The following is a 25439-nucleotide window of genomic DNA, read 5'->3' as shown; positions in this document are numbered from 1 at the left end:
CAGTATCAAATTTTGAGAAATTGATAAATAAACACTTAAAGTTCTTATTTAATCTAGTATCTTGATATTAAAGGGTCTTAATAACCCTGAAATGTTTTCTTTTGAAAAAGTAGCCTGTTTTATTTGATTTAAATTGGGGTTAATATTGAAGTTGTATGCCGAAGTAAAATCAGAATGTTCAAGGTTGGTTCGGTCAAAGATAGATTGGTATAAATCACAATCACTAAAAACGACATATTTAGCATCAGTTTCAGTAAAATCAACCTGATGCATTATACAATTTGAAAAGGTTGTACGTACAATTTTTAACTGATAAAAACTACTCAAATTTAGTGTGCAATTTATAAACTTAAATGATAGTAAAAATGTATTACAATTTTGAAATAACACCCCTAGAATTTTACAACCATGAAATGTTACTGTATCAAGACTCGTAAGTGCTAAATTGGCATTACTAAAATTACAATCTATAAAATAGCATTCAGAAAACACAATACTGGAAAGGTCTGAATTCTCAAAATTACAATTGGTAAATGTGCAGTCTGTGTATTCTGCTTTGGTTAGGTGATTTGTGGTGTAATCTTGCCTTTTATACTGTTGCTCGTCTATTAGAGGTAAGTTCATTTTACAAGAATACAAAAGTATTTAGGGTTAAAAAAAAGAATGTTTTAAATTATTTTAAAAAATAGAGAGAGAATGATGTTAATCAGGTTAAGATAGAATTATAGAAATCCGTAGCATTTTTGAAGGTCGTGGCTATAATTAAAACAAAAAGCCATATCACTACAGTAAAACTGCTCTGACATGGCTTTCATGGAAACAGTACTAACATGATCCTATTTAGCTTCCACTAACTCAGCTGTATGACAAATGCCAACATCCTTTTCGGTTCAAGTGTTTCTGTTTCAAATCGAAACTGTTCATATCTTTCAAAATGTATTGACGTGATATTACTTTGTTTCTTAGGTTTGTTTTTCTTGATGTTTGTCCTATAATCTTCAAATTAATGAATGTTAGGCCTAATACATTGCTCGTCCTTTTCATGTTCACTTTCGATTCCACTACTTCTTCAGAGCTTTTCACTTTACTAACTTAACCTACAACATGGTGTGCTAAATTAATAAAGCTTCATGATCATTTTACAAGCACTTGTGCAAACACAAGTTGTAAAGCAATCTCAAAAAACTACCTCAATACTTAAAGAACTAATCTCTAGTTATAATTTAACATTAATTTGAAATAAAATTCAAAACAAAACAATGTTAATTATTAATTGTTACGCTAAATTAATAAAAAAAAACGAATTTGATTGTTTTTTAACATTTTATATATGAACAGTTTATGAACTTAGGTTATCAACAAATGTTTATAACCAAAAAAAAAGCCTTCTTTATCAGAAGGCTTTTTAATAATAATATATAAGATGGAATTATCTTCTAACTTCTTTGATTCTTGCTTTCTTACCAGTAAGACCTCTAAAGTAGAAAATTCTAGCTCTACGTACTTTACCACGTTTGTTAACTTCTACTTTTTGTAAAGCTGGCAAGTTAACTGGGAAGATACGCTCTACTCCAATTGTTCCTGACATTTTACGGATAGTAAACGTTTCAGAAGTTCCACTTCCTTTACGTTGTAATACGACACCTCTAAAAAACTGGGTACGTACTTTTTCACCTTCTCTAATTTCGTAATATACTGTGATTGTATCACCAGCACCAAATTTTGGAAAGTCTTTACGGACTACAAATTCGTCTTGTACAAATTTTACTAAAGAACTCATTTTATTTTATTTATAATAGTTGATTCAAAGCAACATTCACGATTCTCGCCAGAGGTTGGTCTAAATTGGTTGGCAAAAGTAGTGCTTTTTTGCTTATTAGCAATACTTTGATTGCTAAATTTTATAAGGTTAACTTTTAGGTGGTTACTTAACTTAAAACGAACTAAATTTTTAAGATTTACGTTTGGAAAACTCAGTTAATGCTAATATTATCAGTCCTATAGCAAATATAGAGTATGATATATTTTGAATTATTAATGAAAAGCCTTGAGCGATTAACATTGTGTCCATACCTGCACTACCAATAAAAATATTTAAAAATAGGCTTAATATATAGGTAATGAACACGAAAATATTACCAATTAAAATTAACCAGGTTGCTAGAGTTTTCTTTTTTATAAAAAGAATAATTGCCGCAACTAATAGAATTAGAGTAGATAGACTACTAATAATTTGACTTATTGTAAAAAGAATCTCTGTAGAATTATTCATAAATAATAAATTTAATCTTCTAGTAAATCTGGACGTCTATCTTTAGTTCTTTTATAGGCTTGTTCTTCTCTCCATTTTTCAATCTTCGCAAAGTTACCACTGAACAGTACTTCAGGAACTTTCATTCCGTCATACTCTCTAGGCTTAGTGTAAATTGGTGGTGCTAACAAGTTATCTTGAAAAGAATCGGTTAGGGCAGAGGTTTCATTTCCTAAGACACCAGGAATTAACCGAATCACAGCATCACATAATACCGCTGCACCTAATTCTCCTCCAGATAAAACGTAATCTCCAATAGATATTTCGCGGGTTATAAATTTATCTCTAACGCGTTGATCGACTCCTTTATAATGTCCACATAAAATAATGATGTTTTCTTTTAAAGACGTTTGGTTAGCAATACTCTGGTTAAGCTGTTCTCCATCTGGTGTCATATAAATAATCTCGTCGTAATTACGTTCTTGCTGTAACTTAGAAATACATTTATCAATAGGCGCTATAGACATCACCATTCCTGCGCCGCCACCAAACTGTGTGTCGTCTACAGATTTATAGCCCCCTGTTGCATAATCTCTTAAGTTATGAAAGTGGACTTCTACTAAATCTGCTTCAATTGCTCGTTTTAAAATAGAAGCTTCAAATGGACTTTTTAAAAGTTCGGGTAATACTGTTATAATATCTATACGCATATTTTCAATCTCTAAGTTTGCAAAGATATGTTTAATTGATGTATTTTTTAGATAGTCTTTTACAGATGTTTTGAGTGGTTTATTTATATGGATTATATTGTAAATGGTCGATTTAAAAAAGTAACTGAGAATAGATCATAAAAAAATCCGTAATTTAATTACGGATTTATATATTTAATGGAGATGAAATCTAATTAAGACTTCTGCTTATTCAGCTCATCTTGTAATTGGCGTCTTACTTTTTGCTCACGCTCTAAAGCATTACGTCTGTGCTCTTCGAACTCTGTTTCTATCTCGTCTAACTTATGTTTAGCTTCACGTGTGGCAGAATTACTTCCTTTAAATTTATAAATAAAGAATAATAATAAAGCTAAAAGGCCTCCAATTATACACCACATTAAAATTTTATAACTGGCTTTACTGGTTTGTATGCCAAATAATGAAATATTATCTTTTTCATCATTAGTAGCATTTAGTGTCGATTCTGTATTAGATAAATTACTTTTTAAAGTTTCTATTTCATCAACTTGCTTTTTAACAACAGCTTGTGTGTCTGTCAAATCTTTATGTACTGCTTTAAGTGAGTCAAGCGTATGCGCTTTTAGTGTATAAAGCCATGTTTTCTTAACGGTTTTGTAATCTTGCCAACTATTAGAGCGTCTAATTACAAATTCAAATTGATTATCTATTGTGCCACTGTTAAGAGATAATTTCTCGTCGTCGTCGTTATCGTTTTGAGCGATAGTTGTTTGAAAACTAAATGTGACTAAAAGAATTACAGTAACTTTTGTTAAGAATTTCATCTTAGAGGTAATTTTGGTTGTTTTAGATTAATTGGTTGCCAAGATAATAATTTTATGAGGATATCATAAACAAATTATCAAACAAATAGCCTTTCAATAGTGAAAGGCATTTAATATACGATAGAAATTATAGTTTAGATGTTGAATACTACAGTCCAACCTTGTTTTTATTACTGTTAGGTAATTAAATCACTATAAATCATATCGCTAGTAATCAAAAAAATCCTGCCGTTAGACAAGATTTTAGTTTTCCACCTTCAGGGCGTTCTAATAATAAGCATAGCGTCTTACCTTAGAAATATATTTTGCGAGTCTAATGACTTGTTGACTATAGCCATATTCATTATCGTACCATATATATAAGATTGCATTTTTTCCGTCTTTTCTTACTATAGTGGCTTTACTATCATATATCGCAGGTGCTGAGCTACCAATTATATCACTAGAGACTAATTCGTCACTCATTTCATATTTTATTTGCTCAACTAAATCTCCTTCGAGTGCATATTTCTTTATAATAGTGTTAATGCTCTCCACGGTAGTCTCTTTTTCTAATTCCAAATTAAGAATAGCTAAAGAGCCGTTTGGAACAGGTACTCTTATAGCGTTAGACGTCAACTTGCCTTCTAATGTTGGTATTGTTTTACTAACAGCTTGGCCTGCACCAGTTTCTGTAATCACCATGTTTAGTGCAGCAGCTCGGCCACGTCTATATTTACTATGGAAATTATCTACTAAGTTTTGATCATTGGTATAGGCATGTATGGTTTCTAAATGCCCAGACTTAATCCCGAAAGAATCTTCCATAGCTTTCAAAACAGGAGCAATAGCATTTGTTGTGCAAGACGCTGCTGATACTATTTTAACTTTATCAGGATTATACTCTGTATGATTCACTCCATGTACAATATTAGGAATCCCTTTTCCTGGGGCGGTAAGTATAACCTTATCGACACCTTTTGCGTTTAAATGTCTACTTAAAGCAGCTTTGTCTCTATGTACTCCGGTATTATCAACAATTAAAGCATTATTAATTCCGTATGCCGTATAATCAATATCTTCTGGTGCATTTGCGGAAATAATTTTTACGGTTGTACCATTAATGATCAGAGCAGAATTTTTAAGATCGATGTTTACAATACCAGAGAAATCTCCATGTACAGAATCGTTTCTTAGTAAAGACGCTCGTTTTTCTAAAACGGTTTCTGTAATGTCTCCTCTTGTAACGATAGCTCTTAGTCTTAACTGCGCACCTTTACCTGTGCGAGTCATTAATTCACGAGCTACTAAACGGCCAATTCTACCAAAACCATAAAGTACTACATCCTTTGGTTTTATACCTTTATTATCTTTAGCGTTGCCCAATTTAGAGGCAACAAAAGCAGTGGCATTACCATATTTTTGATCTTCTAAATGAAATTCATAAGTTAATTTTCCAATGTCTAATTTGGCTGGAGGCAAGTTTAGCGCAATAATAGCTTGCGCAATTTCAACAGAATCGAAAATAGAAATAGGTTTCTGAACAAATTCTCCAGCATACTCATGCAGGTTTAGAATTTCGCTCACATTTCTATCTATTAATTGGTTTCTGAATAATACCAATTCAATAGATTTATCATACCACAAATCGCTGATGATTTTAATAAATTCTACAGTTGCTCGGCGACGATCGGCTTGAAATGCTAACTCTTTTTCATAAGTGTCGTTAAATCCCATGTTTTCTTGGTTTAAGTGATTTAGATTTTGCGCAAAAGTAATATATTTCAAACGTTTTCGTAATACCTTTTAGCGAAAATAAAAACCCTTCAAAGAAATATACTTTGAAGGGGGATTTAGTGACTAAATTTAAGGGTTTTACCTAAAGTGATAAACCATTTTTTCACCTTCTTTATTAATAACTTCAATTTGAAGTGGTTCATTAACAGCACGTGTTTTTATGGCATCTTGAGCATCGTCTATAGAATATAATTTCTTACCATTAATTTTAGTAATAATGCTACCTTCTTCAACTCCGTTTTTATTCCAAGATGATTTATAATTTTCATCTAGTTTATTAATTTTCACTCCATATTCCGTTTTGTTGCGCTTTAATTCCTTTTCTGAAGCATTCTTTATAAGACCAATTGTTGGCAATGTATAAATTGATGGTTTTAATAAAGTAACAGGAAGTATTTCTTCATCACCATCTCTAAGTAGTGTTACATTAACCACATCATCAGGACTCTTAGTTTTTAAATAACCCGACAAATCAGAGAACTTATTTATTTCTACATTATCTATTCTTCTAATAATATCACCAGATCGAATACCTGCTTTTTCTGCTCCTGTACCTTCTTGTACTTCGCTAACATAGAACCCTTCTGTAGAGTTGACCTCTAATTTTTCTGCAGCTTCACTGTTTAGCGCACCACCAGAAACACCAAGAATACCATTTTGAACATTACCATATTCCATAATATCATTCACAATTTTACGAGCAATATTACTTGGTACTGCAAAAGAATAGCCTACATAAGAACCCGTTTGTGATGAGATAGCAGTATTTATACCTATAAGATCTCCATTAGTGTTAACCAAAGCACCACCAGAATTACCTGGATTTACGGCAGCATCAGTTTGTATAAATGACTGCATATTCTGACCTGATAAATCTCTAGATTTAGCGCTAATGATACCTGCTGTAACTGTAGAGTTAAGGTTAAATGGATTACCAACGGCTAAAACCCACTCTCCAATTTTTGCATTATCAGAATCACCAAAAGCCATAAATGGTAAATCTTCATCAGCTTCAATTTTTAATAAAGCAATATCTGTAATTTCATCCGTACCAATCAATTCGGCCATGTACGATTTATTATTATTTAGAGTAATGCTGATCTCATTAGCATTTTTTATGACGTGGTTGTTGGTAATAATATAACCTGTCGGAGATATAATAACACCACTACCAGTTCCTACTTGAGCTCGCTGTGAAGTACGACCATAAAAATAATCCCTCATACTTAATGGTGTATTTACAATAGCGGTGTTTTTTACATGCACAACGGAGTGTATGGACTTATCAGCTGCTTCAACAAAATTAGGTGTTAATGAACTCGTAGTGTTTAAGGTGTTAACAGTATTACTAGTAGGGACAAACACCGGAAATTCAGATGATTGTTTAACGGCTAACGATTGCGTCTCATTTTCAATAAAAAGTTTGTAGCCACCCAACGTTAATAGACCACCTAATACAGAAACAAATACCAATGTTATTATCTTCTTCATAATTTTCAGATTTAAGTTTAACTATTTTAATTATTATTTTATCCTAACGATTAAAATTAGAAATTTATTAATTTCATATTTGATTTTAACGACTATTTAACGTCAAATTTAACGCCCTCTTAACACCACATAATACAGTCTAATATTCTTATATTTGTGGCTTATTAATTACTATGACATTTTATAAATATCAAGGAACAGGTAACGATTTTGTAATTGTAGATAATCGTTTACAGACTATAAACAAAAATGATACCAAACGCATTGCAACTATATGTGATAGACGTTTTGGCATAGGTGCTGATGGTTTTATACTTTTAGAAACGGATGAAAATGTAGATTTTAAAATGGTTTACTACAATGCAGACGGTAATGAAAGTACCATGTGTGGTAATGGAGGGCGATGTATTGTGGCTTTTGCAAAATTCTTAAATATCATTGAAAACGACACTGAATTTATAGCCATTGATGGCCTTCATAAAGCTAAAATTGAAGATGGTTTAGTTTACCTTCAAATGCAAGATGTTTCAGAAATTGAATCCTTTGGAAACCATATGTTTTTAGATACAGGTTCTCCACATCATGTTGAATTAGTTTCAAAATTAAAAGATTTTGACGTTAAATCTAATGGAGAAAAAATAAGAAATGGTGCTCCTTATAATGAAGCCGGATCTAATGTGAATTTTGTAGAACAAATATCTACAGAAAATTTCGCCGTGAGAACTTACGAACGTGGAGTAGAGGACGAAACCTTATCGTGCGGTACGGGTGTCACAGCAGTAGCCTTAGCTATGCATAAAAGCGGAAAAACAAAGGCTAATAAAATTAATTTACAAACCCAAGGTGGTCCTTTAAATGTAACGTTTAGTGCTAATGAAAACGGTTATGATAATATTTGGTTAATCGGGCCGGCAGAACAAGTTTTTAAAGGTGAATTGAAATGGTAAACCTAAAAGGAGAACATATTTATTTAAGAGCTTTAGAGCCTGAAGATTTAGATTTTGTTTATCGTATTGAAAATGATACATCGCTTTGGGAATTAAGTGATACACAAACTCCTTATTCAAGATTTTTAATTAAACAATATCTTGAAAATGCACAGCAAGACATTTTTGAAGCGAAACAATTACGATTAGCTATTTGCAATACTAATGATAGCACTATCGGTTTAATTGATGTTTTTGAATTTGATATTAAAAATAAACGCGCAGGTATCGGTATCCTTATTGAAGATGAAGAAAACAGATATCGCGGTTATGGTAAAGAAGCATTGAGTTTATTAGTGGATTATTGCTTCAAAACGTTGCATTTACACCAGATTTATGCCAATATTTCCGAAAGTAATTCTACAAGTTTAAAGTTGTTTAATAGTAATGGCTTTGAAATAATAGGATTGAAAAAAGATTGGAATTTTGACGGTGAAAAGTACACCAATGAATATATTTTACAACGAATTAACGCTTAACTATGTATATTAAAAAAATTCTTTGGGCGGTTGCTCTTATTGGCTTAGTCATCTTTGGTGTCATCGCTTACTATATTTATGGTACGATGTTTTCTCCAAATACCAATTTCGAAAATGAAACCGCTTACATTTATGTGCCAACTAGTGCAAATTACTCAGAAGTAAGATCACAATTAGAACCACTTCTAAAAGATATTGGGACTTTTGATGCTTTAGCAAAACAGAAAAAGTATGTCACTAATGTTAAGGCAGGTCGGTTTGCAATTTCTAAAGGCATGAATAATAATGATATTATTAATTCTATCCGAAGTAAAAATCTTCCTGTCAAAATCGCATTCAACAATCAGCATAGTATAAAAGATTTAGCAGGGCGAATTAGTATGCAGATTGAAGCTGATAGTTTAACGTTAAACAAGGTTATGTCGGAAGCATCGTTCTTAGCTGATAATGGATTTTCAAAAGCGACAGCATTAGGGATGTATTTGCCAAATAGCTATGAATTTTTCTGGAATACTTCTGCTGAAACATTTAGAGAAAGAATGTTGATAGAGTATAATCGTTTCTGGACGGACGTCAGAAAAGCAAAAGCTAAAAAACTGAACTTAAGTCCAAACGAAGTTATTACACTAGCCTCAATAGTACATGAGGAATCGAAACAAGCAGATGAGCAACCAAGAGTGGCAGGTGTGTATTTAAATAGATTACGAATTGGGATGCCGTTACAAGCTGATCCTACTTTAAAGTTTGCTGCTTATCAGTTGCCTCAATATCAGAACATTATTATTAGACGTGTTTTAAATATTCATAAGGACATTAACTCTCCATACAATACATATAAAAATACGGGTTTACCTCCAGGACTTATTGCAATGCCAGATTTATCTGCAATAAAAGCAGTTTTAAATCCTGAAACGCATAATTACCTTTATTTTGCAGCGGATGCTAAACGACTAGGCTATCATAAATTTGCCAAAACATTAGGCCAGCATAATAACAATGCCAGAGAATATCACAGATACTTGTCATCTCAAGGGATTAATAAATAGGGTTTGAATCGCGCTATTGTCTATATTGTAACTTTCTTTTTGGCAAGTGCTCCGCTTTTTTCGCAATCTAAACGTATTCAGTTTTTAAAGCCTAGTGACACTTTAAATATATCACGTAGAAATACCGTTGTAATTTTTGAAGCTGCTTTAGCATCAACAACCTTAATCGGATTAAACCAATTATGGTATGCCGATTATCCGCGTTCTAATTTTAAAACCTTGAACGATAGTGGTGAGTGGTTACAAATGGATAAATTAGGGCATGCATTTTCGTCGTATCAATTGGGAAGATTAGGGGCTAACACGTTAAACTGGGCTGGAGTGAGTGAAAAAGATCAATTACTTTATGGTTCTACTTTAGGTTTGGGGTTCCTAACTGCCGTTGAAGTTATGGACGGGTTTTCTGAAGAATGGGGGTTTTCTTGGTCTGATATGGCGGCAAATGTAGCAGGAACAGGATTGCATGTAGGACAAGAATTGCTTTGGGAAGAACAACGTATTGTACTAAAGTATTCATTTCATAGAACATCATTTGCAAAACAGCGACCAAGTAAATTAGGCAGTGGTTTGGCTGAAGAATTTTTAAAAGATTATAATGGCCAGACATATTGGTTAAGTGCCAATATTAATTCATTTCTAAAAACGGAATCCATACCAAATTGGTTAAATGTAGCTTTTGGTTACGGAGCCGATGGTATGTTAACAGGTGAGGCATCTGATTCTTTATTTTTAGACCAAAATAGAACACGACAATATTACTTAAGCTTAGACGTTGATTTAACAAGAATTAAGACAAATTCTCACTTCCTAAAAACATTATTTGACGTTTTTAACGTTATTAAGCTGCCTTTTCCTGCTATAGAATTGAACAGCGGTGGTCGGATAAAATGGCACTCTGTCTACTTTTAAGTTAATTTTTTAACACTTAATCGGTTGATTTTCAGTAATTGAAAATATGTTGTATATTTGCACGCGAATTTTGTAGGATAGTTTTTTGAAACTATTGTACTGTAAAAATTTAACTGTTATGATTAAAAATAGCGTTAAGAGTATAGTGATACCATTTTCAATTTGTGTACTTATGGCATTAGCCTTATACCCAAATGCATCTCTTAATCCTGATATGTATTCTACAGAAGGATTAATATTAGATTATAACATTTCTGAAGAAGTGGCTATGATCAATGAAGGCCATAATGTAAAGTACAATCTGTTTACTCCACATTTAGGTAAGTCTTTTGAAGGGTTTAAAGAAGCATTAGCTTTTAAAGAATCTAGAGGCGATTATTTTACGGTGAATACTTTGGGGTATTTAGGGAAATATCAATTTGGTGCAGAAACCTTAAAAGTTATTGGTATTTACAACCCTAACCAGTTCTTATATAATCCAGAATTACAAGAAAAAGCATTCATCGCAAATGCAGAACGAAATAAATGGGTGCTTAGAAAAGACATAAAGCGTTTTGAAGGTAAGAAAATTGCAGGTGTTAAAGTTACCGAATCAGGTATTTTAGCAGCTGCTCACTTAGCAGGTCCTGGAAGTGTAAAAAAGTTCTTGCGTAGCTATGGCGTTAATAACCTTTCGGATGCTTATGGGTCTTCTGTACGATATTATATGAAAAAGTTTTCAGGTTATGACACGTCTATGATCACTCCAGATAAGAAAGCCAGAGTAACACTTTAAATCCAATTAATCTTTTTGGATAATAAATATAGTAGGCCTCTTGTGGAGGTCTTCTTTATTGTGCTTCCAGTCATTTACTGTTTTTGTTTTTATAAACTCGGTAGGCAAAGTTAAATCGCACGCAACACAAACTCTTGTGTTTGGATGTAGAGTACTTGTTAGGTCTTCAAGCATTTTCATGTTCCTATAAGGAGTTTCAATAAAGATTTGAGACTGATTATGTTCAGAAGATATCCGTTCTAAAGTCTTTAATTTTGACTTGCGTTCACTCTTGTCAATTGGCAAATAACCATTAAAGGTAAAACTTTGGCCATTCATACCAGACCCCATTAAAGCCAACAAAATAGAAGATGGACCAACAAGTGGTACAACTTTTATATCCATTTGATGCGCTAAGCCTACAATATCAGCACCAGGATCTGCAATTGCCGGACAGCCAGCTTCAGAAAGTAACCCGATTGAGACTCCTTCTGAGCAAGGGTTTAAAAACGTATTGCGCTCTGCTTCGGTAGTGTATTTATTTAAGACCTGTAGTTTTAAAGAGGGTTGTGATTTGCTAGGTGCTATGCGTTTTATAAAACGACGTGCGGTTTTTTCATTTTCAACAATGTAAAAATCAATATCCTCAACTATTTTTTTGATTGAAATAGGTAAAACTTCAAGAGGTGGATTATCTCCTAATCGTGTAGGTATAAGATATAATTTTCCTTTAGTATTGCTCATTAATGTATAACTAGTTTATGGGTGCTTTGTATTGCGTTTTCCGAATTAATTTTTAATATATAAATACCTTTAGACAATTTGGTTGTATTTATTGTTAAAGTGGTGTCGGTAGTGCTTTTAATCTCCTTTACTTTTTTTCCTTGTATATCAAAAATATGGATATTAGTTAAAAGGCCGGAATTGTAATTTGAGCCAAAATTAATATGTAAGGTATGTTTAGTAGGATTGGGATATATAGATACTTCAGAAATTAAATAATCATTGGTACTTAAAGTTGCATCTATAAGTTTGTAAATGCCACCTTCAGAAATATCTGAAACATATAGTTCTCCATTGATATCTTCTCCAAACGCCGACCATTGTCCTGAAAACTGCTGAAAGGATTTGGTCCAAGCTTCATTCGTTTCATCATAGACTAAATATCCAATTTCTTGACTACAAATGTCGGCGAAGAAATACCAACCATTAAAATTCGGATAATTACTGCCTCTGTACCTATAGCCACCTGTAATGGAACATTTAACTTCTCCATCACCAAAATGGTAATAACCGCTAACAGGAAAAGTATACGTGCTTTGGTCAGCACAACCCGTTGTATTATAAGTATCACTGCCTTCGTAACATTTCCATCCATAGTTTAATCCTGAAGAAGCTTCTACAGGTGAAACGCTATTAATCTCTTCGTATGCACCTTGACCTACATCTGCAATCCAATGATCTCCATTTAAGCGGTCGAAAGAAAACCTCCAAGGATTTCTAAGTCCGTAAGCCCAAATTTCGGGTCTAGCTTCTGAATCTTCAATAAACGGATTGTCAGTAGGGATACCATAATTTTCGGTTTCAGTAACAGTATCAATATCTAATCGTAGCATTTTACCTAGTAAACTTAACTTGTTTTGAGCACGATTTTGTGGATCTCCAGAAGAGCCACCATCACCAGAAGCGATGTAGAGATAACCGTCTGGCCCAAAAGCTAAATCTCCACCATTATGGTTTGTATAGGGTTGATCGTAGGTAAGTATTATCAATTCAGAATTAGGATCTGCTGTTTCAGGTGTTGTAAAATCTTTTGTAAATCTAGAAATAACAGTATTACCAGAATTGTTAATGTAGTTTACAAAAAAATAACCGTTGGTGGCATATTCAGGATGAAAAGCCAAACCAAGTAAGCCTCTCTCGTTCCCAGTATTAATTACAAGGTTATTAATATCTAAAAAGGGTGTTGTTTGTACTATGCCATCTGCATTAATGATTATTATTTTTCCAGCTTGTTCAGCCACAAACAGCTTATCATCACCTGCATGTTTAATACTTACAGGCTTATTTAAATTAGAAGCAAAAAGTTCTAACTCTAATTGTTGCGCGTAAATACTTGAGATAGTTATGAATGAAAGAAGAAGGTGTGTTATAGTCGTTTTCATAAGTAATGAGCGTTTAAAAGACTAATTTACAAAAAAAAGACTTTACTAAAGTTGAAAATGTTTGTGTTACTTACCTAGTTTCTTAACTAATAAGTCGCATGTTTCGGTAATTAGGTCAAAAACGTATTCAAAACCGCCTTCATTTCCGTAATATGGATCTGGCACGTTTTTGTTTTGAATAGAGGGGTTGGTTTCAAGAAAAAGATTTACTTTTTCAATATCACCTGTATGTCTCACTAGGCTTATAATATCAGAATAATTTGATTCGTCCATAGCGTAGATATAATCAAATGCATCAAAATCAGATGTTTTAAACTGTCTTGCGCTCTGTGCGCTAATATCTAATCCATTATGCTTTGCGACAGCAATTGATCGTCTATCTGGGGCATTACCTATGTGATAGGCGGCGGTACCAGCAGAATCCACATAGTAGTGTTCTGCAGAAACTTTAGATTGTAGGATACCGTGAGCTAATGGTGAACGGCAAATGTTACCTAAGCACACCATTAAGATACGAGTCATAATAAAATGTAATTAAAGTGCTAATTTTTTAGACAGGTCTTCAACGTATTTTCTAAATTGTTTATCTGTAGAAGATAAATTATCAACGGTCTTACAAGCGTGTAAAACAGTCGCGTGATCACGTTGCCCAATTTGAGAGCCAATACTAGCTAAAGACGCTTTAGTGTATTTCTTAGCAAAAAACATCGCTAACTGTCGGGCTTGTACTATATGGCGTTTACGTGTTTTAGATTGAAGGGTATTAACATCCATTTGAAAATAATCTGAAACTACTTTCTGAATGTAATCAATAGAAACTTCACGTTTAGTGTTTTTAACAAACTTCTCTACAATATCTTTCGCAAGGTTAATTGTAATTTCTTTTTTGTTGAAAGAAGACTGTGCGATTAATGAAATGATTGCACCTTCGAGCTCTCTAACATTGGTTTTAATATGTTTTGCAACATAGTCTATAATGTCTTCGGGCATTTCAACACCGTCTCTGTAAAGTTTATTTTTTAGAATAGAAACCCTAGTTTCAAAATCTGGTGTTTGTAATTCTGCAGAAAGACCCCATTTAAAACGTGATAATAAGCGTTGCTCAATATCTTGCATGTCTACAGGTGCTTTGTCACTTGTTAAAATAACTTGCTTACCGTTTTGGTGTAAATGGTTAAAAATATGAAAGAAGACATCCTGTGTTCCTGTTTTACCAGATAAGAACTGAACGTCATCTATAATAAGCACATCTATAATTTGGTAGAAGTGAATGAAGTCATTTCTGTTATTCTTTTTTACAGAATCTATATATTGTTGTGTGAATTTTTCAGCAGAAATATATAAAACTGTTTTTTCAGGATATTTATCTTTGATATCAACACCAATAGCGTGTGCTAAATGCGTTTTTCCTAAACCAACTCCACCAAAAATTAATAAGGGATTAAAAGAGGTTCCACCAGGTTTGTTTGCTACTGCAATACCTGCATTTCTAGCTAAACGGTTAGAGTCCCCTTCTAAGAAGTTTTCAAAACTATAACTTGGATTAAGCTGAGATTCAATTTTTACATTTCTAATTCCAGGAATTATAAACGGATTTCTAAGCTCAGGACTTTTATTATTAAAAGGCACGTCTACATCTTGAGATTTTAATGCCGACCTGTTTGCACTTGGTATTTTTTCTGTAAAAGGTTGTTTGTTACCGTAAGTGTTCTCCATTTTAATAACGTACACCAATTTAGCATCTTCACCTAACTCTTTTGTTAAGGATACCTTTAAAATTTTTACATAATGCTCTTCTAACCATTCATAGAAAAATTTACTAGGAACTTGAATACTCAATGCGTTACCGGAAAGTTTTACAGCATCTATAGGTTCAAACCAAGTTTTATAGGCTTGTGGTTGTATATTATCTTTTATAAAAGCAAGACAATTACTCCATACAGATTGCGCTGTGATCTCCATTCTTTAAGTTAGGTTTTTGTTGTTAGTTATTTTAGCAAAAAAAAAGAGAATTGGAATTCTCTAGTAGTTTTTAACAGCACAAATATGTGAACAAAATTCTTAATAAAAAAATCAAATTAGATAGAATATTTAGATTTTTTTTCTCATGTTTAAAACAATTTAAAATTACACTTTTTTTTCTTAAACACACATTAATGTATGAATTATAATGAAACTGATATTAGAGTACGCTACGGAGAGACTGACCAGATGGGAGTTGTGTATCATGGCAACTATGCCGTTTATTTTGAAGTAGGAAGAACAGAGTGGTTACGAGAGTTTGGTCTAAATTATAGTGGTATGGAGGCAGATGGTATTATGTTACCAGTAGTTTCGTTGTCTATAAATTACAAAAATTCAGCACGTTATGATGATGTGCTTAAAGTGAAAACAAGACTCAAAAAGATGCCAACTGCTTCTATAGAATTTGAATATGAATTACGAAATGAATCCAACGTTTTATTAGCAACAGGGAATACTGTTTTAGCTTTTATCGACGTTAAGCGGAATCGACCTACAAGATGTCCAAAATATCTTTTAGATAAACTGCGAAATTATTCGTTATAATTCTTCGATTTCAACTCCGAAAAATTGATCAAATAAATCAAAAACTTTAGAACTGTGGTTTTTTCTGACAGATATTTCTAATACGCAATTTAATTCTAAGGTTTGATTAATGATTTCAACGTTGTTTTCTTTTAAAATTCGCATCACTTTACTCATGTTTTTATATTCAAAACTGAGTTTAAATTTTTTATTTATGGTACGTTCCACAATTTTTGAAGCTTCTAATGCAAATTGTGCTCCTGTTCTATAAGCATTTATTAGGCCTCCAACTCCTAGTTTAACACCGCCATAATAGCGAATGACTACAATTAGGATGTTGGTGACTTCAAAAGATTGAATTTGTCCATAAATAGGCATTCCAGCGGAATTGTTAGGTTCTCCATCGTCATTGGCTCGATATTTAATCGTTTCTGTTCCTATCTGGTAGGCATAACACCAATGTCTGGCAGAGTAGTGTTCTTTTTTTAAATGGTCTATGTGTTGTTTTATTTGTTCTTCCTCCGTTACAGGAAATGCAAATCCATAGAATTTACTATTCTTATCTTTAAATAATTCTCCTTGCGCTGGTTTCGTAATTGTTTTATATAAATCGTCTTCCATCATGCTAAAGTGACTAATAGTATAGAGATTAGGGCTAATATAATTCCTATCCAGTTTTTCTTAGAAATTTTTTCTTTAAATAAGACTAATCCTATTAACGTTGATAGCGCTAAAATAGCTATATGATTAATAGTGAATAAGGTTGAACTCTCTGTGTTCTCAACACGTAAAGCCATTAATAAAAAATGAATAGATCCATAATTTACAATACCTAAAGCGATACCAAATGGAATGCTTATTGGCTTAAATATAACTTTAGATTTTAATAAGCTTCCTGATAAAAGGATGACTCCTATAATTGCTGCCATGGCAAATATGGTGGCAGAGAACAAAGCTATTTTATCATTTGGTGCAAAATAATTGATGGATGTATCAATAATACCCGAACCTAAAAAGAGAATAATAGGTAAATAAATAGACTGCGCAAGTATCGTGTTGTTTTTACTCTTTATAGATGTCAAGTAAACCGCGACTAAAGCCAAGAGTATACCTATGATTTTTTGAGCACCAACGCTTTCTTTAAAAACGATGATACCAAAAATAACCGGAATTATAACACTCATTTTGCTAGCAACCGAAGCTACGGAAAGTCCATTTTTTTGTGCTGTTAATGCCATAACGTTAAAAATTGCAATAAACAAAAAACCTAAGCATATAGCAGGGATAAACCAATTGGCTTTTATAATTTCAGCAGGTTCAATCGAACCACCATAAAGTAAGAAGCCTAAAAAACAAGCGGTAAAATAATTAACAACAATACCATGAAGCGTATTGACTTCATATTTTTTGAAGAGTTTAAAAACAACAAAAATTGCAGTGGATGCTAATATGCTAATTAGTAAATATATCAAAAGAGCGCTTTATTCATTTCGAAAAGCGTTGTGACGTCTTCTTTTGTTTCGTCTATATTCCATGTATGGAACCCCATTGATTTAGCTGTATCTGTATTATCTTTGGTATCGTCGATAAACAAACATTCGTTAGCAATTAGATTATTTTGCTCTAATACAAAATTGAAAATATCAGCGTTTGGTTTTCTAAGTTGAACTTCTTGTGATAAGTAGAATTTGTCAAAACAATTTTTAAAATCTTCAAAGAAAGGTACATTGGACTTTATTGAATCAATGTGCATATCATTGGTGTTACTTAGTAATATGAGTTTGTATTCTTTATGATGTGCTAGTTTCTTAATAAAATCTAATCTATGACTAGGGAAATCTTTTAATATACAGTTCCAAAGTTCAACAAGATGTGTTTCTTTAATTTGAGGAAATCTAATGCTGTAAAACTGAATAAATTCTGCTGTTGAAATTTTTCCAACCTCATATAATTCATTGGTTTCAATGATGTCAGCGTCAAAAGTTTCTATTTCAAATAACTCTAAGGCTTTTTGCATTGCGCCTTGTTTATCTAAGTTGATAAATACATCTCCAAAATCGAAAATGAGTGTTTTAATCTTTTGCATATATTTTTAATAAATCATTATTAATTCTAGATTCAGATAGTAATCTCCCTTGAAGTTTTGGTGCTTTTTTACCCGTTTCAAATTCAACTGTTCCAGTAAAAATTCTAGCTTCGTCCCATAATTCTTCATCGATAAAGGTTTGCAGTGTTTTTAATCCACCTTCAATTATTATTGAATTAATTTGAAATTTATACAAAGCATCACATATTTGTTTTGCTATTGAAGTTTTTAAATTCCAATCGATTTCGGCATAGGCAGCATTAAAGCCTCTTTGTAAAGGTGGGGAAATTGCCCAACCTTTTTGATTCTCGTCGACTTTGCGAAATAAATCATTATCATCATGAAAAATTATATTTTCAGCTTCATCATTAAAAACGGAATAAGTTTTATCTAATTTCAAATTTCTGTCCAAAACCACTCTTATAGGATTTTCTCCTGACCAATCTCTAACGGTTAAACTCGGATTGTCTTCAATAACAGTATTGGTTCCTACTAAAATAGCTTGCTCTTCTGCTCGCCATTTATGCACTATTTGACGTGAATATGTATTTGTTATCCAAACAGGCTTTTTTTCGTTCTTAATATCGGGAGCAATAAAGCCATCGCGAGTTTCAGCCCATTTCAATATAATGTAAGGACGCTTTTTATTGTGAAATGTAAAAAATCGTTTGTGATGCGTTTTACATTCATTTTCTAAAACACCCACAGTAACATTACAGCCTGAAGCTTTTAGTTTAGCAATACCTTTCCCGGCCACTTCAGGGTTATCGTCAACACACCCAATCACTACATTTGGGATGCTGTGCTTTACAATTAAATCGCTACAAGGAGGTGTTTTTCCAAAATGACTGCAAGGTTCTAGTGTAACGTAGAGGGTGCTTTTATGCAATATTGTTTTGTCTTTAACAGCATTAATTGCATTTACTTCGGCATGGTTACCTCCATATGCACTTGTGTAACCTTCACTAATTATGGTATTATTATGCACAATTACAGCACCAACCATGGGGTTTGGCCTTGTAGATCCCAATCCGTTTTTGGCAATTTCTAAACAGCGCGATATGTAGATTTCTTGAGTTGTCAATTAGAACTTTATTTTAACATCCTGAATTTCATCTACCGAATAGGTTGAAGAGTAGCCTAGGATTTTATATTTTATTTCGCCTTTAATATGCACTTTTAGTTTTTGAAAAAGTAAACTACCTAACAAGCTTCCTAAGTTTTTATCAGTCATGATGCTGTCTGTTGCGATCTTAACAGTCAGCGGAATCGTGAAATTTTCTCTCTTAGGGACATCAAATTCATCGGAAATAACGGACGCTAATTCCAATTCATTAATATAAACTTTAAGATCATCTGTTTTTAAAGTGCCACCAACATCATTTTTATTTAGAAATAAAGCTTCTGTTCTTATGGTTATATTTTTAGAGTTAGAGTCAATGACCTTAAAGTTTTCTAACCTAACAAACTCGGGCTTTCTTGTAAACGAACAGTTAAGCAGTAGTGTAAAAGTTAGGGAAAACATTAGGAGTCTTTTAAACATAAAATTGTTTTTATATGTATTTTTGGTGTCTTCTAAAAAAGTTAATTCAGTGCGTAAAGATACTATTGTTATTCGAGAAATTGAAGCCAAGGACAATCCTAAAATTGCTAAAGCAATTCGGAGTGTTTTAATTGAAATGGGTGTTCCAAAAGTGGGAACAGCTTATGAAGATATAGCTTTAGACTGTATGACAGCTACTTACAATGAACCTATGAAAGCTTATTTTGTCGTTGTAAATGGCGATGACATTATTGGAGGAGCTGGAATTTCGCCATTAGATAATTATGAAGGCAATGTGTGCGAGTTACAGAAAATGTATTTTATGCCAGAAGCAAGAGGTAAAGGCTTAGGGTCTAAAATGATGAAAAAATGTTTGGACTTTGCCAAGCAAGCAGGTTTTTCGCATTGCTATTTAGAGACCTTGCCCTATATGGAAGATGCACGTAAACTCTACAGAAAAGTAGGTTTTGAAAATTTAGAAAAACCTATGGGAAATACAGGTCATTATTCTTGTACGGTTTGGATGCTTAAAGAGTTTTAGGTTATGGTATTAAAAGAGCTTCAACATATATTTCACATAGAATTAGATGCTGTTTATGGTAAACATGAAGTAGATAGTTTCTTCTATTTGTGTACAGAGCATTATTTGAATGTACCAAGAGTTCAATTGACGTTAGAGCCAAAATTAGCAATCACTAAATCTGAAACCGATACTTTTTTTAAGACATTAGAATATTTAAAGCAGCAAAAACCCATACAATATATATTAGGAGACACAGAGTTTTATGGATTACCGTTTAAGGTGAATGAGAATGTTTTGATTCCAAGACAAGAAACAGAAGAACTCGTGGCTCTTATTATTGCAAATTCTAAAAAAGAAAATCCATTATCTCATCAGATTAACGTTCTAGATATTGGAACAGGTTCTGGTTGTATCGCAATTTCACTGGCTAAAAACTTACCAAATGCGAAAGTGTATGCTTTAGACGTAAGTAAGGATGCTATAAAAGTAGCTAAAAAAAATGCAGAGTTAAATAACGCAAATATCACATTTATTGAAGCAGACATTTTAAACGCGCCTACCTGGAATTTGTTTTTTGAAAATTTAAAATTTGATATCTTGGTGTCTAATCCACCGTATGTTAGAAATTTAGAAAAAGTTGAAATTCAGTCTAATGTTCTAGATAATGAACCACATTTAGCTTTGTTTGTAGAAGATGATAACCCATTGTTATTTTATAAAGCCATTACAAATTTTGCGATTGATAAGTTGAAACCAAACGGACAGTTATATTTTGAAATTAATCAATATCTTGGAGAAGAAACAAAAGCCTTATTAACTGATGCTAATTTTAAAGATGTAATGTTGTTGAAAGACTTAAATGAAAATTTTAGGATGTTGAAAGGTGTAAAAGTATAGTATGAGAATTTTAGTTTTCTTTTTTATTTCTGCGCTTTGTTTTTCTTGTAAAGAGAAAAAAGAAGATGTAGTGGTTGAGTATGAAATTAAAATCGATACACTTTTAACTATAAATAAGGAAGACGAATTGATAAGACAAAAACGTCATGAATTAAAAGAAAGATTTTACCATATTAAACTCTATGACTCAGTATTAGTAACCGATACAATTGTGGGGTTTAAATTTTTAGAAAGTGATTCAAACATAGATTATTCCTTCGATTACGAACCTTTTATTAAAAAAGGTAATTTAGATTCTATTAGTTTATATACTAAAAATATTGAAGTTGTTATCCGTAAATCTAAGTTTGATAAAACGAAATCAAAACTCACTTACGACAGTGATAGTTTAAACATTATTCAAATTGATAATCACGATGTTATTGGAGCAGAAGATATTCCGGACACCTATATTTCTAAAATATACTTAGATTTAAGCAATAACTACGTTGAAATCGATAAGCGTTATTATGAAGACTTATATGAGCCAAATTTCAATTTGACCGAAGCTTATTATTATGATGATGAAATTATTGTAACAATGGGTAACAGTGATGGTTATTTAAGTTATAAAGTTACTTTTTTTATTGACGAAGAATTAAACATAAAGCGCATTATTTACATCCCTTAAAAATGAATACAAAACAACAAATAGAATCACTTAGAGAAGAATTGCGTCAGCACAACTACAATTATTATATTTTAGATGATGCTACAATTAGTGATTACGATTTCGATATAAAATTAAAAGAACTTCAAGCTTTAGAAGAAGCGCATCCTGAATTTTTTGATGTTAATTCACCAACGCAACGTGTAGGTGGAGCTATTACAAAGAATTTTAAAACGACGGTTCATGATTCTAGAATGTACTCTTTAGACAACTCATACTCAACAGAAGACTTGCTAGATTGGGAAACGCGTGTTAAAAAAATGGTTGATGGAGACGTTAGTTATACTTGCGAGCTGAAATACGATGGTGCCTCTATAAGTTTAACTTACGAGAACGGTAAATTATTAAGAGCTATTACACGTGGAGATGGAGTGCAAGGAGATGAAGTAACCGCTAATATAAAAACTATTAATACAGTGCCACTACAATTAAAAGGTGACTATCCAGAACGTTTTGATATTAGAGGGGAAATAGTGTTACCCATAGAAGGCTTCTTAAAAATGAACGAGGAGCGCATTGCTAATGAAGAAGAACCTTATAAGAATCCAAGAAATACAGCATCAGGAAGTTTAAAGCTACAAGACAGTTCAGAAGTGGCTAAACGTCCCTTAGAATGTCTATTATATAGTATCGTAGGAAATAATCTAAATATCACTTCGCAATATGAAGGTTTAGAAAAAGCTAGAGCTTGGGGTTTTAAAGTACCACAAGAAGCAAAATTAGTACATAGTATCGATGCTGTTTTAGAGTATATCAATTATTGGGATGATAACAGGCATAGCTTACCTTACGAAATTGATGGAGTCGTTATTAAGGTTAATAATCTATATCAGCAAGATGAGCTAGGTTTTACGTCAAAAGCACCACGTTGGGCAATGGCCTATAAATTTAAAGCGGAGCAAGTTTCTACGCGGTTAAATGAAATAACTTATCAAGTTGGTCGTACGGGCGCTATTACACCGGTTGCTAATTTGGAACCTGTACAATTGGCTGGTACAATCGTTAAGCGAGCTTCGCTTCACAACGCAGATCAAATAGAAAAGTTAGACATTAGAGAAGGTGACGAGGTATTTGTAGAAAAAGGAGGAGAGATTATTCCTAAGATTATTGCTGTAGATTTATCTAAGCGTCCTATGGGGTCTGAGCCGACACAATACATCGCGCAATGTCCAGAATGTCATACTGAATTAGTGAGACTAGAAGGGGAGGCAAAACATTACTGTCCTAATTATACCGGGTGTCCGCCACAAGTGGTAGGGAGAATTCAGCATTATATATCTAGAAAAGCAATGGATATCGATGGGTTGGGAGGCGAAACGGTAGCTTTATTAGTAAAGGAAGGATTAATTACTAATTATTCCGATTTATATAAATTGACTGTTGACCAAGTGATTCCTTTAGAGCGTATGGCAGCAAAGAGTGCTGAGAATTTAATAAATGGTATTGAAGCTTCAAAATTAATTCCATTTGAACGTGTACTATTTGCTTTAGGTATACGTTACGTAGGCGAGACAGTTGCCAAAAAATTAGTCAAACATTATAAATCAATTGATGCATTAATGTTTGCTTCATTAATAGATTTGGTTACAGTAGATGAAATAGGTGAGCGTATTGCGCAAAGTGTCGTTGAGTTTTTTGGTTCTGAAGAAAATAAGCAAATCGTAGAGCGTTTAAAGTTATTTGGAGTGCAATTAGAAATTTCGGCAGAGAAATTAGCAAGCCAAACGGATAAATTGAAAGGCTTATCGATAGTGGTTTCGGGTGTATTTGAAAGCATTTCTAGAAATGACCTTAAGAAGTTGATTGAAGATAACGGAGGAAAAGTATCTTCATCTATCTCATCTAAAACGAGTTATTTAGTAGCCGGTGACAAAATGGGACCTAGTAAGCGAGCAAAAGCTGATAGTTTGAACGTTCCAATTCTTTCCGAGGAGGCATTTTTAGATGTTTTGAAGTAAATTCTTACAAGAAAGGTGCTTTTAATTCGATTAAATGCATGATTTTAACGTTTATATGTAAAAAAAGTTTATATTTGCTTAAGTTAATAAGGGAAGATTAATGTTAGTAAAGAAAATTTTAAAGCTAGTACTCTTGCTATTGGGTATCGGCTACATAATACTTCAGGGGGGGGCTATGGAGATAGAAGGCGATGCCGTAAGTGCAGTTGCTTTTATTTTGCTCACTTGGCTATACGTGGGGTGGACAAAGGATAAATCAAAGTTATTTATATTGTTTTTAATTGTTTTTACAGCGGCACAAGTCCTAGGTTTTTTGGCTTGGTTTCGTACGCGAGTACCGGCTGGTGAAATCGATTATTTATATTTTATTGTAAACATTCTTAGTATTATTTCTTATACATTGCTCATTGTTAAAGTTTTTATTCCTTTAAACTTCAGGGCGGTATTTTCACAATTAACTATTCCTATAATTATATTAGTGATTCTAGATGTTTTTTGTGTGACATTGATATCAAGCACTACTGAAAGTTCATTTAGCTATTATGAATACGCTTTAGAATATACCTATAATGCTATAATAATGATATTGCTATCGTTTGCACTCATCAACTATATGTATAGAAACAATAACAAATCCATGTTGTTTTTGTTAGGCTCCATTTTTATTGTGTTCTCGGAGATTATTCAGTTAGCGTATTATTATATTTTGAGTGAAGCTAACTCTAACTTGGGGTATGTTTATTCTTCTTTTTTAGTGGTTGCATTTATTTTTTATTACTCACAATCGCAACATGCAGTCACTGAGCCAACACTGGCTTATACAGACGAGATTATAGATTAGATTGATTAAAAAAGGCTAAATGATAATGCTTAAGCTTAAGCGCTTCAATTAAACTATAATCGAAGCTCCTTCTGCCGTAACGTCTTTACCTGGTTCAAAATAAAAGTCAATTTTACCAAGATATAAACCAAAACAACCCACTTGGTTTACCAAAACGTTTTTACCTATACTATTTGTTTCTATAGTTGGTTTTGGAAGGAAAGTATGAGTGTGTCCTCCTATAATTAAATCGATATCTTTAGTTGCTCTTGCTAAAGTGATGTCACTTACTTTATTTGGATCATTCTTGTATTCATAACCGATATGAGACAAGCAAATGACCAAATCACAAGACTGTTCTTTTTTTAATATGTGAGACATGTCTTGTGCTATCTCAATAGGGTTGCGGTAAATAGTTTCCTTATACATGTCTTTATTTACTAAGCCATCAAGTTGAATACCTAAACCAAATATGCCGATTTTTATACCGTTCTTAATAATAATTTTATAGGGTTTAACGTGCGTATCCATTACAGTATTCGAGAAGTCATAATTCGCAGATACAAATTCGAAGTCGGCGTGCGGAATTTGAGCATAAAGTCCATCGATACCATTATCAAAATCATGATTACCAATGGTTGCAACATCATATTTTAACATGCTCATTAGTTTAAATTCTAATTCACCGCCATAATAATTAAAATAAGGTGTGCCTTGAAAAATATCTCCAGCATCTAATAATAACGTATTAGGGTTTTCTAGCCTAATCGACTCCACTAATGTTGCTCGTCTTGCCACGCCACCTTTATTAGCGTTTCTTCCATCCTCAGGCCCAAAAGGATCAATGTGACTATGTACGTCGTTAGTATGTAAAATTGTAATTTTTTTCGTTTTAGGCGCACTAAAAGATTGTAAACCTAAACCTCCCACACTAGCTAAAACTGTAGCAGCTGTCGATTTTTGAATAAATTGTATTCTTTTCATGT

At 32.8% G+C, this 25439-nt stretch carries 28 protein-coding genes; 11 read left to right on the top strand and 17 right to left on the bottom strand.

The window, feature by feature from the left end; all coding sequences use genetic code 11:
- Positions 1-48: 48 nt before the first annotated feature.
- From HM986_RS13340 to HM986_RS13310, 7 genes are all read right to left on the bottom strand, one after another.
- A complete protein-coding gene (locus HM986_RS13340; protein ID WP_179335586.1) occupies positions 49-624 on the bottom strand; it encodes a pentapeptide repeat-containing protein in 576 nt (191 codons plus the stop codon).
- Positions 625-1429: 805 nt separating this feature from the next.
- A complete protein-coding gene (gene rplS, locus HM986_RS13335) occupies positions 1430-1780 on the bottom strand; it encodes a 50S ribosomal protein L19 (protein ID WP_179335585.1) in 351 nt (116 codons plus the stop codon).
- A 171-nt stretch (positions 1781-1951) separates the two neighbouring features.
- A complete protein-coding gene (locus HM986_RS13330) occupies positions 1952-2272 on the bottom strand; it encodes a hypothetical protein (protein WP_179335584.1) in 321 nt (106 codons plus the stop codon).
- A gap of 11 nt (positions 2273-2283) precedes the next feature.
- Entirely contained in the window at positions 2284-2961 is a 678-nt protein-coding gene (gene trmD, locus HM986_RS13325; RefSeq protein ID WP_179335583.1) for a tRNA (guanosine(37)-N1)-methyltransferase TrmD, read from the bottom strand.
- A gap of 194 nt (positions 2962-3155) precedes the next feature.
- On the bottom strand, positions 3156-3764 hold the full coding sequence (locus HM986_RS13320) for a tRNA (guanine-N1)-methyltransferase (protein WP_179335582.1): 609 nt from the start codon (positions 3762-3764) through the stop codon (positions 3156-3158).
- Between the two features lie 267 nt (positions 3765-4031).
- A complete protein-coding gene (locus tag HM986_RS13315) occupies positions 4032-5480 on the bottom strand; it encodes a glyceraldehyde-3-phosphate dehydrogenase (protein WP_179335581.1) in 1449 nt (482 codons plus the stop codon).
- 138 nt (positions 5481-5618) lie between these two features.
- Positions 5619-7031 (bottom strand): trypsin-like peptidase domain-containing protein, encoded by a 1413-nt coding sequence (locus HM986_RS13310; RefSeq protein ID WP_179335580.1) that lies wholly within the window; start codon positions 7029-7031, stop codon positions 5619-5621.
- Between the two features lie 167 nt (positions 7032-7198).
- On the opposite strand from HM986_RS13310, the gene dapF reads away from it, so the two are divergent.
- The 5 genes from dapF to HM986_RS13285 all read left to right on the top strand — a co-directional run bounded on the left by dapF (position 7199) and on the right by HM986_RS13285 (position 11226).
- A complete protein-coding gene (dapF, locus tag HM986_RS13305) occupies positions 7199-7978 on the top strand; it encodes a diaminopimelate epimerase (protein WP_317167363.1) in 780 nt (259 codons plus the stop codon).
- Positions 7972-8496, top strand: coding sequence for a GNAT family N-acetyltransferase (locus HM986_RS13300; protein ID WP_179335578.1), 525 nt, complete (start codon positions 7972-7974; stop codon positions 8494-8496). The genes dapF and HM986_RS13300 overlap by 7 nt, the downstream gene beginning before the upstream one ends.
- Positions 8497-8498: 2 nt before the next feature.
- Positions 8499-9542: an endolytic transglycosylase MltG gene (gene mltG / locus HM986_RS13295; RefSeq protein ID WP_179335577.1), complete on the top strand. Its 1044-nt coding sequence runs from the start codon at positions 8499-8501 to the stop codon at positions 9540-9542.
- Between the two features lie 3 nt (positions 9543-9545).
- Complete coding sequence (locus HM986_RS13290) at positions 9546-10451, top strand: DUF2279 domain-containing protein (RefSeq protein ID WP_246288509.1); 906 nt, start codon at positions 9546-9548, stop codon at positions 10449-10451.
- A 118-nt stretch (positions 10452-10569) separates the two neighbouring features.
- Entirely contained in the window at positions 10570-11226 is a 657-nt protein-coding gene (locus tag HM986_RS13285; RefSeq protein ID WP_179335576.1) for a peptidoglycan-binding protein LysM, read from the top strand.
- Between the two features lie 6 nt (positions 11227-11232).
- On the opposite strand, the gene HM986_RS13280 is transcribed toward HM986_RS13285, so the two are convergent.
- The 4 genes from HM986_RS13280 to dnaA all read right to left on the bottom strand — a co-directional run bounded on the left by HM986_RS13280 (position 11233) and on the right by dnaA (position 15332).
- The gene (locus HM986_RS13280; protein ID WP_179335575.1) at positions 11233-11949 is read right to left on the bottom strand and encodes an SAM-dependent methyltransferase; all 717 of its coding nucleotides are present in this window, start codon (positions 11947-11949) and stop codon (positions 11233-11235) included.
- Complete coding sequence (locus HM986_RS13275; RefSeq protein ID WP_179335574.1) at positions 11949-13370, bottom strand: PQQ-dependent sugar dehydrogenase; 1422 nt, start codon at positions 13368-13370, stop codon at positions 11949-11951. Before HM986_RS13275 ends, HM986_RS13280 begins: the two co-directional genes overlap by 1 nt.
- Before the next feature lie 66 nt (positions 13371-13436).
- Complete coding sequence (locus HM986_RS13270) at positions 13437-13892, bottom strand: low molecular weight protein-tyrosine-phosphatase (RefSeq protein ID WP_179335573.1); 456 nt, start codon at positions 13890-13892, stop codon at positions 13437-13439.
- A 12-nt stretch (positions 13893-13904) separates the two neighbouring features.
- Positions 13905-15332 (bottom strand): chromosomal replication initiator protein DnaA, encoded by a 1428-nt coding sequence (gene dnaA, locus HM986_RS13265; RefSeq protein ID WP_179335572.1) that lies wholly within the window; start codon positions 15330-15332, stop codon positions 13905-13907.
- A gap of 198 nt (positions 15333-15530) precedes the next feature.
- Between dnaA and HM986_RS13260 the strand changes: the two genes are divergently transcribed.
- The gene (locus HM986_RS13260) at positions 15531-15938 is read left to right on the top strand and encodes an acyl-CoA thioesterase (RefSeq protein ID WP_179335571.1); all 408 of its coding nucleotides are present in this window, start codon (positions 15531-15533) and stop codon (positions 15936-15938) included.
- Here HM986_RS13260 and HM986_RS13255 read toward each other — a convergent pair.
- From HM986_RS13255 to HM986_RS13235, 5 genes are read right to left on the bottom strand one after another with little or no spacing between them, the layout of a single operon-like run.
- Entirely contained in the window at positions 15933-16541 is a 609-nt protein-coding gene (locus HM986_RS13255) for an IMPACT family protein (protein WP_179335570.1), read from the bottom strand. The genes HM986_RS13260 and HM986_RS13255 overlap by 6 nt on opposite strands.
- Positions 16538-17389: an EamA family transporter gene (locus HM986_RS13250; protein WP_179335569.1), complete on the bottom strand. Its 852-nt coding sequence runs from the start codon at positions 17387-17389 to the stop codon at positions 16538-16540. The genes HM986_RS13255 and HM986_RS13250 overlap by 4 nt, the downstream gene beginning before the upstream one ends.
- Positions 17386-18003, bottom strand: a complete 618-nt coding sequence (locus HM986_RS13245) for an HAD family hydrolase (RefSeq protein WP_179335568.1) — start codon at positions 18001-18003, stop codon at positions 17386-17388. Before HM986_RS13245 ends, HM986_RS13250 begins: the two co-directional genes overlap by 4 nt.
- Positions 17990-19087, bottom strand: coding sequence for a bifunctional diaminohydroxyphosphoribosylaminopyrimidine deaminase/5-amino-6-(5-phosphoribosylamino)uracil reductase RibD (ribD, locus tag HM986_RS13240; RefSeq protein WP_179335567.1), 1098 nt, complete (start codon positions 19085-19087; stop codon positions 17990-17992). Before ribD ends, HM986_RS13245 begins: the two co-directional genes overlap by 14 nt.
- On the bottom strand, positions 19088-19546 hold the full coding sequence (locus HM986_RS13235) for a hypothetical protein (RefSeq protein WP_179335566.1): 459 nt from the start codon (positions 19544-19546) through the stop codon (positions 19088-19090). It lies immediately after the preceding gene.
- Positions 19547-19595: 49 nt separating this feature from the next.
- Between HM986_RS13235 and HM986_RS13230 the strand changes: the two genes are divergently transcribed.
- The 5 genes from HM986_RS13230 (at position 19596) to HM986_RS13210 (ending at position 24474) form a co-directional block, all read left to right on the top strand.
- Positions 19596-20087, top strand: coding sequence for a GNAT family N-acetyltransferase (locus HM986_RS13230; RefSeq protein ID WP_317167361.1), 492 nt, complete (start codon positions 19596-19598; stop codon positions 20085-20087).
- Positions 20088-20090: 3 nt separating this feature from the next.
- On the top strand, positions 20091-20966 hold the full coding sequence (prmC, locus tag HM986_RS13225; protein WP_179335564.1) for a peptide chain release factor N(5)-glutamine methyltransferase: 876 nt from the start codon (positions 20091-20093) through the stop codon (positions 20964-20966).
- 1 nt (position 20967) lies between these two features.
- Positions 20968-21636: a hypothetical protein gene (locus HM986_RS13220; protein WP_179335563.1), complete on the top strand. Its 669-nt coding sequence runs from the start codon at positions 20968-20970 to the stop codon at positions 21634-21636.
- A gap of 2 nt (positions 21637-21638) precedes the next feature.
- Positions 21639-23633: an NAD-dependent DNA ligase LigA gene (gene ligA, locus HM986_RS13215; protein WP_179335562.1), complete on the top strand. Its 1995-nt coding sequence runs from the start codon at positions 21639-21641 to the stop codon at positions 23631-23633.
- Between the two features lie 100 nt (positions 23634-23733).
- Positions 23734-24474, top strand: coding sequence for a hypothetical protein (locus tag HM986_RS13210; protein ID WP_179335561.1), 741 nt, complete (start codon positions 23734-23736; stop codon positions 24472-24474).
- A gap of 48 nt (positions 24475-24522) precedes the next feature.
- Here the strand turns inward: HM986_RS13210 and HM986_RS13205 are convergent, their stop codons facing one another.
- Positions 24523-25437 carry a bifunctional metallophosphatase/5'-nucleotidase gene (locus HM986_RS13205; RefSeq protein ID WP_179335560.1) on the bottom strand — a complete coding sequence of 305 codons (915 nt, stop codon included), beginning with the start codon at positions 25435-25437 and terminating at the stop codon, positions 24523-24525.
- Positions 25438-25439 lie beyond the last annotated feature (2 nt).

Source organism: Winogradskyella costae (assembly GCF_013403865.1).
Taxonomy (GTDB): Bacteria; Bacteroidota; Bacteroidia; order Flavobacteriales; family Flavobacteriaceae; genus Winogradskyella; species Winogradskyella costae.
The sequence above is the reverse complement of the archived record's forward strand: the minus strand, read 5'-3'. Positions and strand labels throughout refer to the sequence as shown.

What these genes read in the sequence shown, in the direction of transcription:
- HM986_RS13270 (WP_179335573.1), bottom strand. Translation starts at nt 13,892, where the DNA reads ATGACTCGTATCTTAATGGTGTGCTTAGGTAACATTTGCCGTTCACCA.
- HM986_RS13330 (WP_179335584.1), bottom strand. Translation starts at nt 2,272, where the DNA reads ATGAATAATTCTACAGAGATTCTTTTTACAATAAGTCAAATTATTAGT.
- HM986_RS13285 (WP_179335576.1), top strand. Translation starts at nt 10,570, where the DNA reads ATGATTAAAAATAGCGTTAAGAGTATAGTGATACCATTTTCAATTTGT.
- HM986_RS13275 (WP_179335574.1), bottom strand. Translation starts at nt 13,370, where the DNA reads ATGAAAACGACTATAACACACCTTCTTCTTTCATTCATAACTATCTCA.
- mltG (WP_179335577.1), top strand. Translation starts at nt 8,499, where the DNA reads ATGTATATTAAAAAAATTCTTTGGGCGGTTGCTCTTATTGGCTTAGTC.
- HM986_RS13320 (WP_179335582.1), bottom strand. Translation starts at nt 3,764, where the DNA reads ATGAAATTCTTAACAAAAGTTACTGTAATTCTTTTAGTCACATTTAGT.
- HM986_RS13205 (WP_179335560.1), bottom strand. Translation starts at nt 25,437, where the DNA reads ATGAAAAGAATACAATTTATTCAAAAATCGACAGCTGCTACAGTTTTA.
- trmD (WP_179335583.1), bottom strand. Translation starts at nt 2,961, where the DNA reads ATGCGTATAGATATTATAACAGTATTACCCGAACTTTTAAAAAGTCCA.
- HM986_RS13255 (WP_179335570.1), bottom strand. Translation starts at nt 16,541, where the DNA reads ATGATGGAAGACGATTTATATAAAACAATTACGAAACCAGCGCAAGGA.
- HM986_RS13310 (WP_179335580.1), bottom strand. Translation starts at nt 7,031, where the DNA reads ATGAAGAAGATAATAACATTGGTATTTGTTTCTGTATTAGGTGGTCTA.
- ligA (WP_179335562.1), top strand. Translation starts at nt 21,639, where the DNA reads ATGAATACAAAACAACAAATAGAATCACTTAGAGAAGAATTGCGTCAG.
- HM986_RS13260 (WP_179335571.1), top strand. Translation starts at nt 15,531, where the DNA reads ATGAATTATAATGAAACTGATATTAGAGTACGCTACGGAGAGACTGAC.
- HM986_RS13340 (WP_179335586.1), bottom strand. Translation starts at nt 624, where the DNA reads ATGAACTTACCTCTAATAGACGAGCAACAGTATAAAAGGCAAGATTAC.
- HM986_RS13315 (WP_179335581.1), bottom strand. Translation starts at nt 5,480, where the DNA reads ATGGGATTTAACGACACTTATGAAAAAGAGTTAGCATTTCAAGCCGAT.
- HM986_RS13280 (WP_179335575.1), bottom strand. Translation starts at nt 11,949, where the DNA reads ATGAGCAATACTAAAGGAAAATTATATCTTATACCTACACGATTAGGA.
- dnaA (WP_179335572.1), bottom strand. Translation starts at nt 15,332, where the DNA reads ATGGAGATCACAGCGCAATCTGTATGGAGTAATTGTCTTGCTTTTATA.
- rplS (WP_179335585.1), bottom strand. Translation starts at nt 1,780, where the DNA reads ATGAGTTCTTTAGTAAAATTTGTACAAGACGAATTTGTAGTCCGTAAA.
- HM986_RS13300 (WP_179335578.1), top strand. Translation starts at nt 7,972, where the DNA reads ATGGTAAACCTAAAAGGAGAACATATTTATTTAAGAGCTTTAGAGCCT.
- HM986_RS13220 (WP_179335563.1), top strand. Translation starts at nt 20,968, where the DNA reads ATGAGAATTTTAGTTTTCTTTTTTATTTCTGCGCTTTGTTTTTCTTGT.
- HM986_RS13245 (WP_179335568.1), bottom strand. Translation starts at nt 18,003, where the DNA reads ATGCAAAAGATTAAAACACTCATTTTCGATTTTGGAGATGTATTTATC.
- prmC (WP_179335564.1), top strand. Translation starts at nt 20,091, where the DNA reads ATGGTATTAAAAGAGCTTCAACATATATTTCACATAGAATTAGATGCT.
- HM986_RS13235 (WP_179335566.1), bottom strand. Translation starts at nt 19,546, where the DNA reads ATGTTTAAAAGACTCCTAATGTTTTCCCTAACTTTTACACTACTGCTT.
- HM986_RS13210 (WP_179335561.1), top strand. Translation starts at nt 23,734, where the DNA reads ATGTTAGTAAAGAAAATTTTAAAGCTAGTACTCTTGCTATTGGGTATC.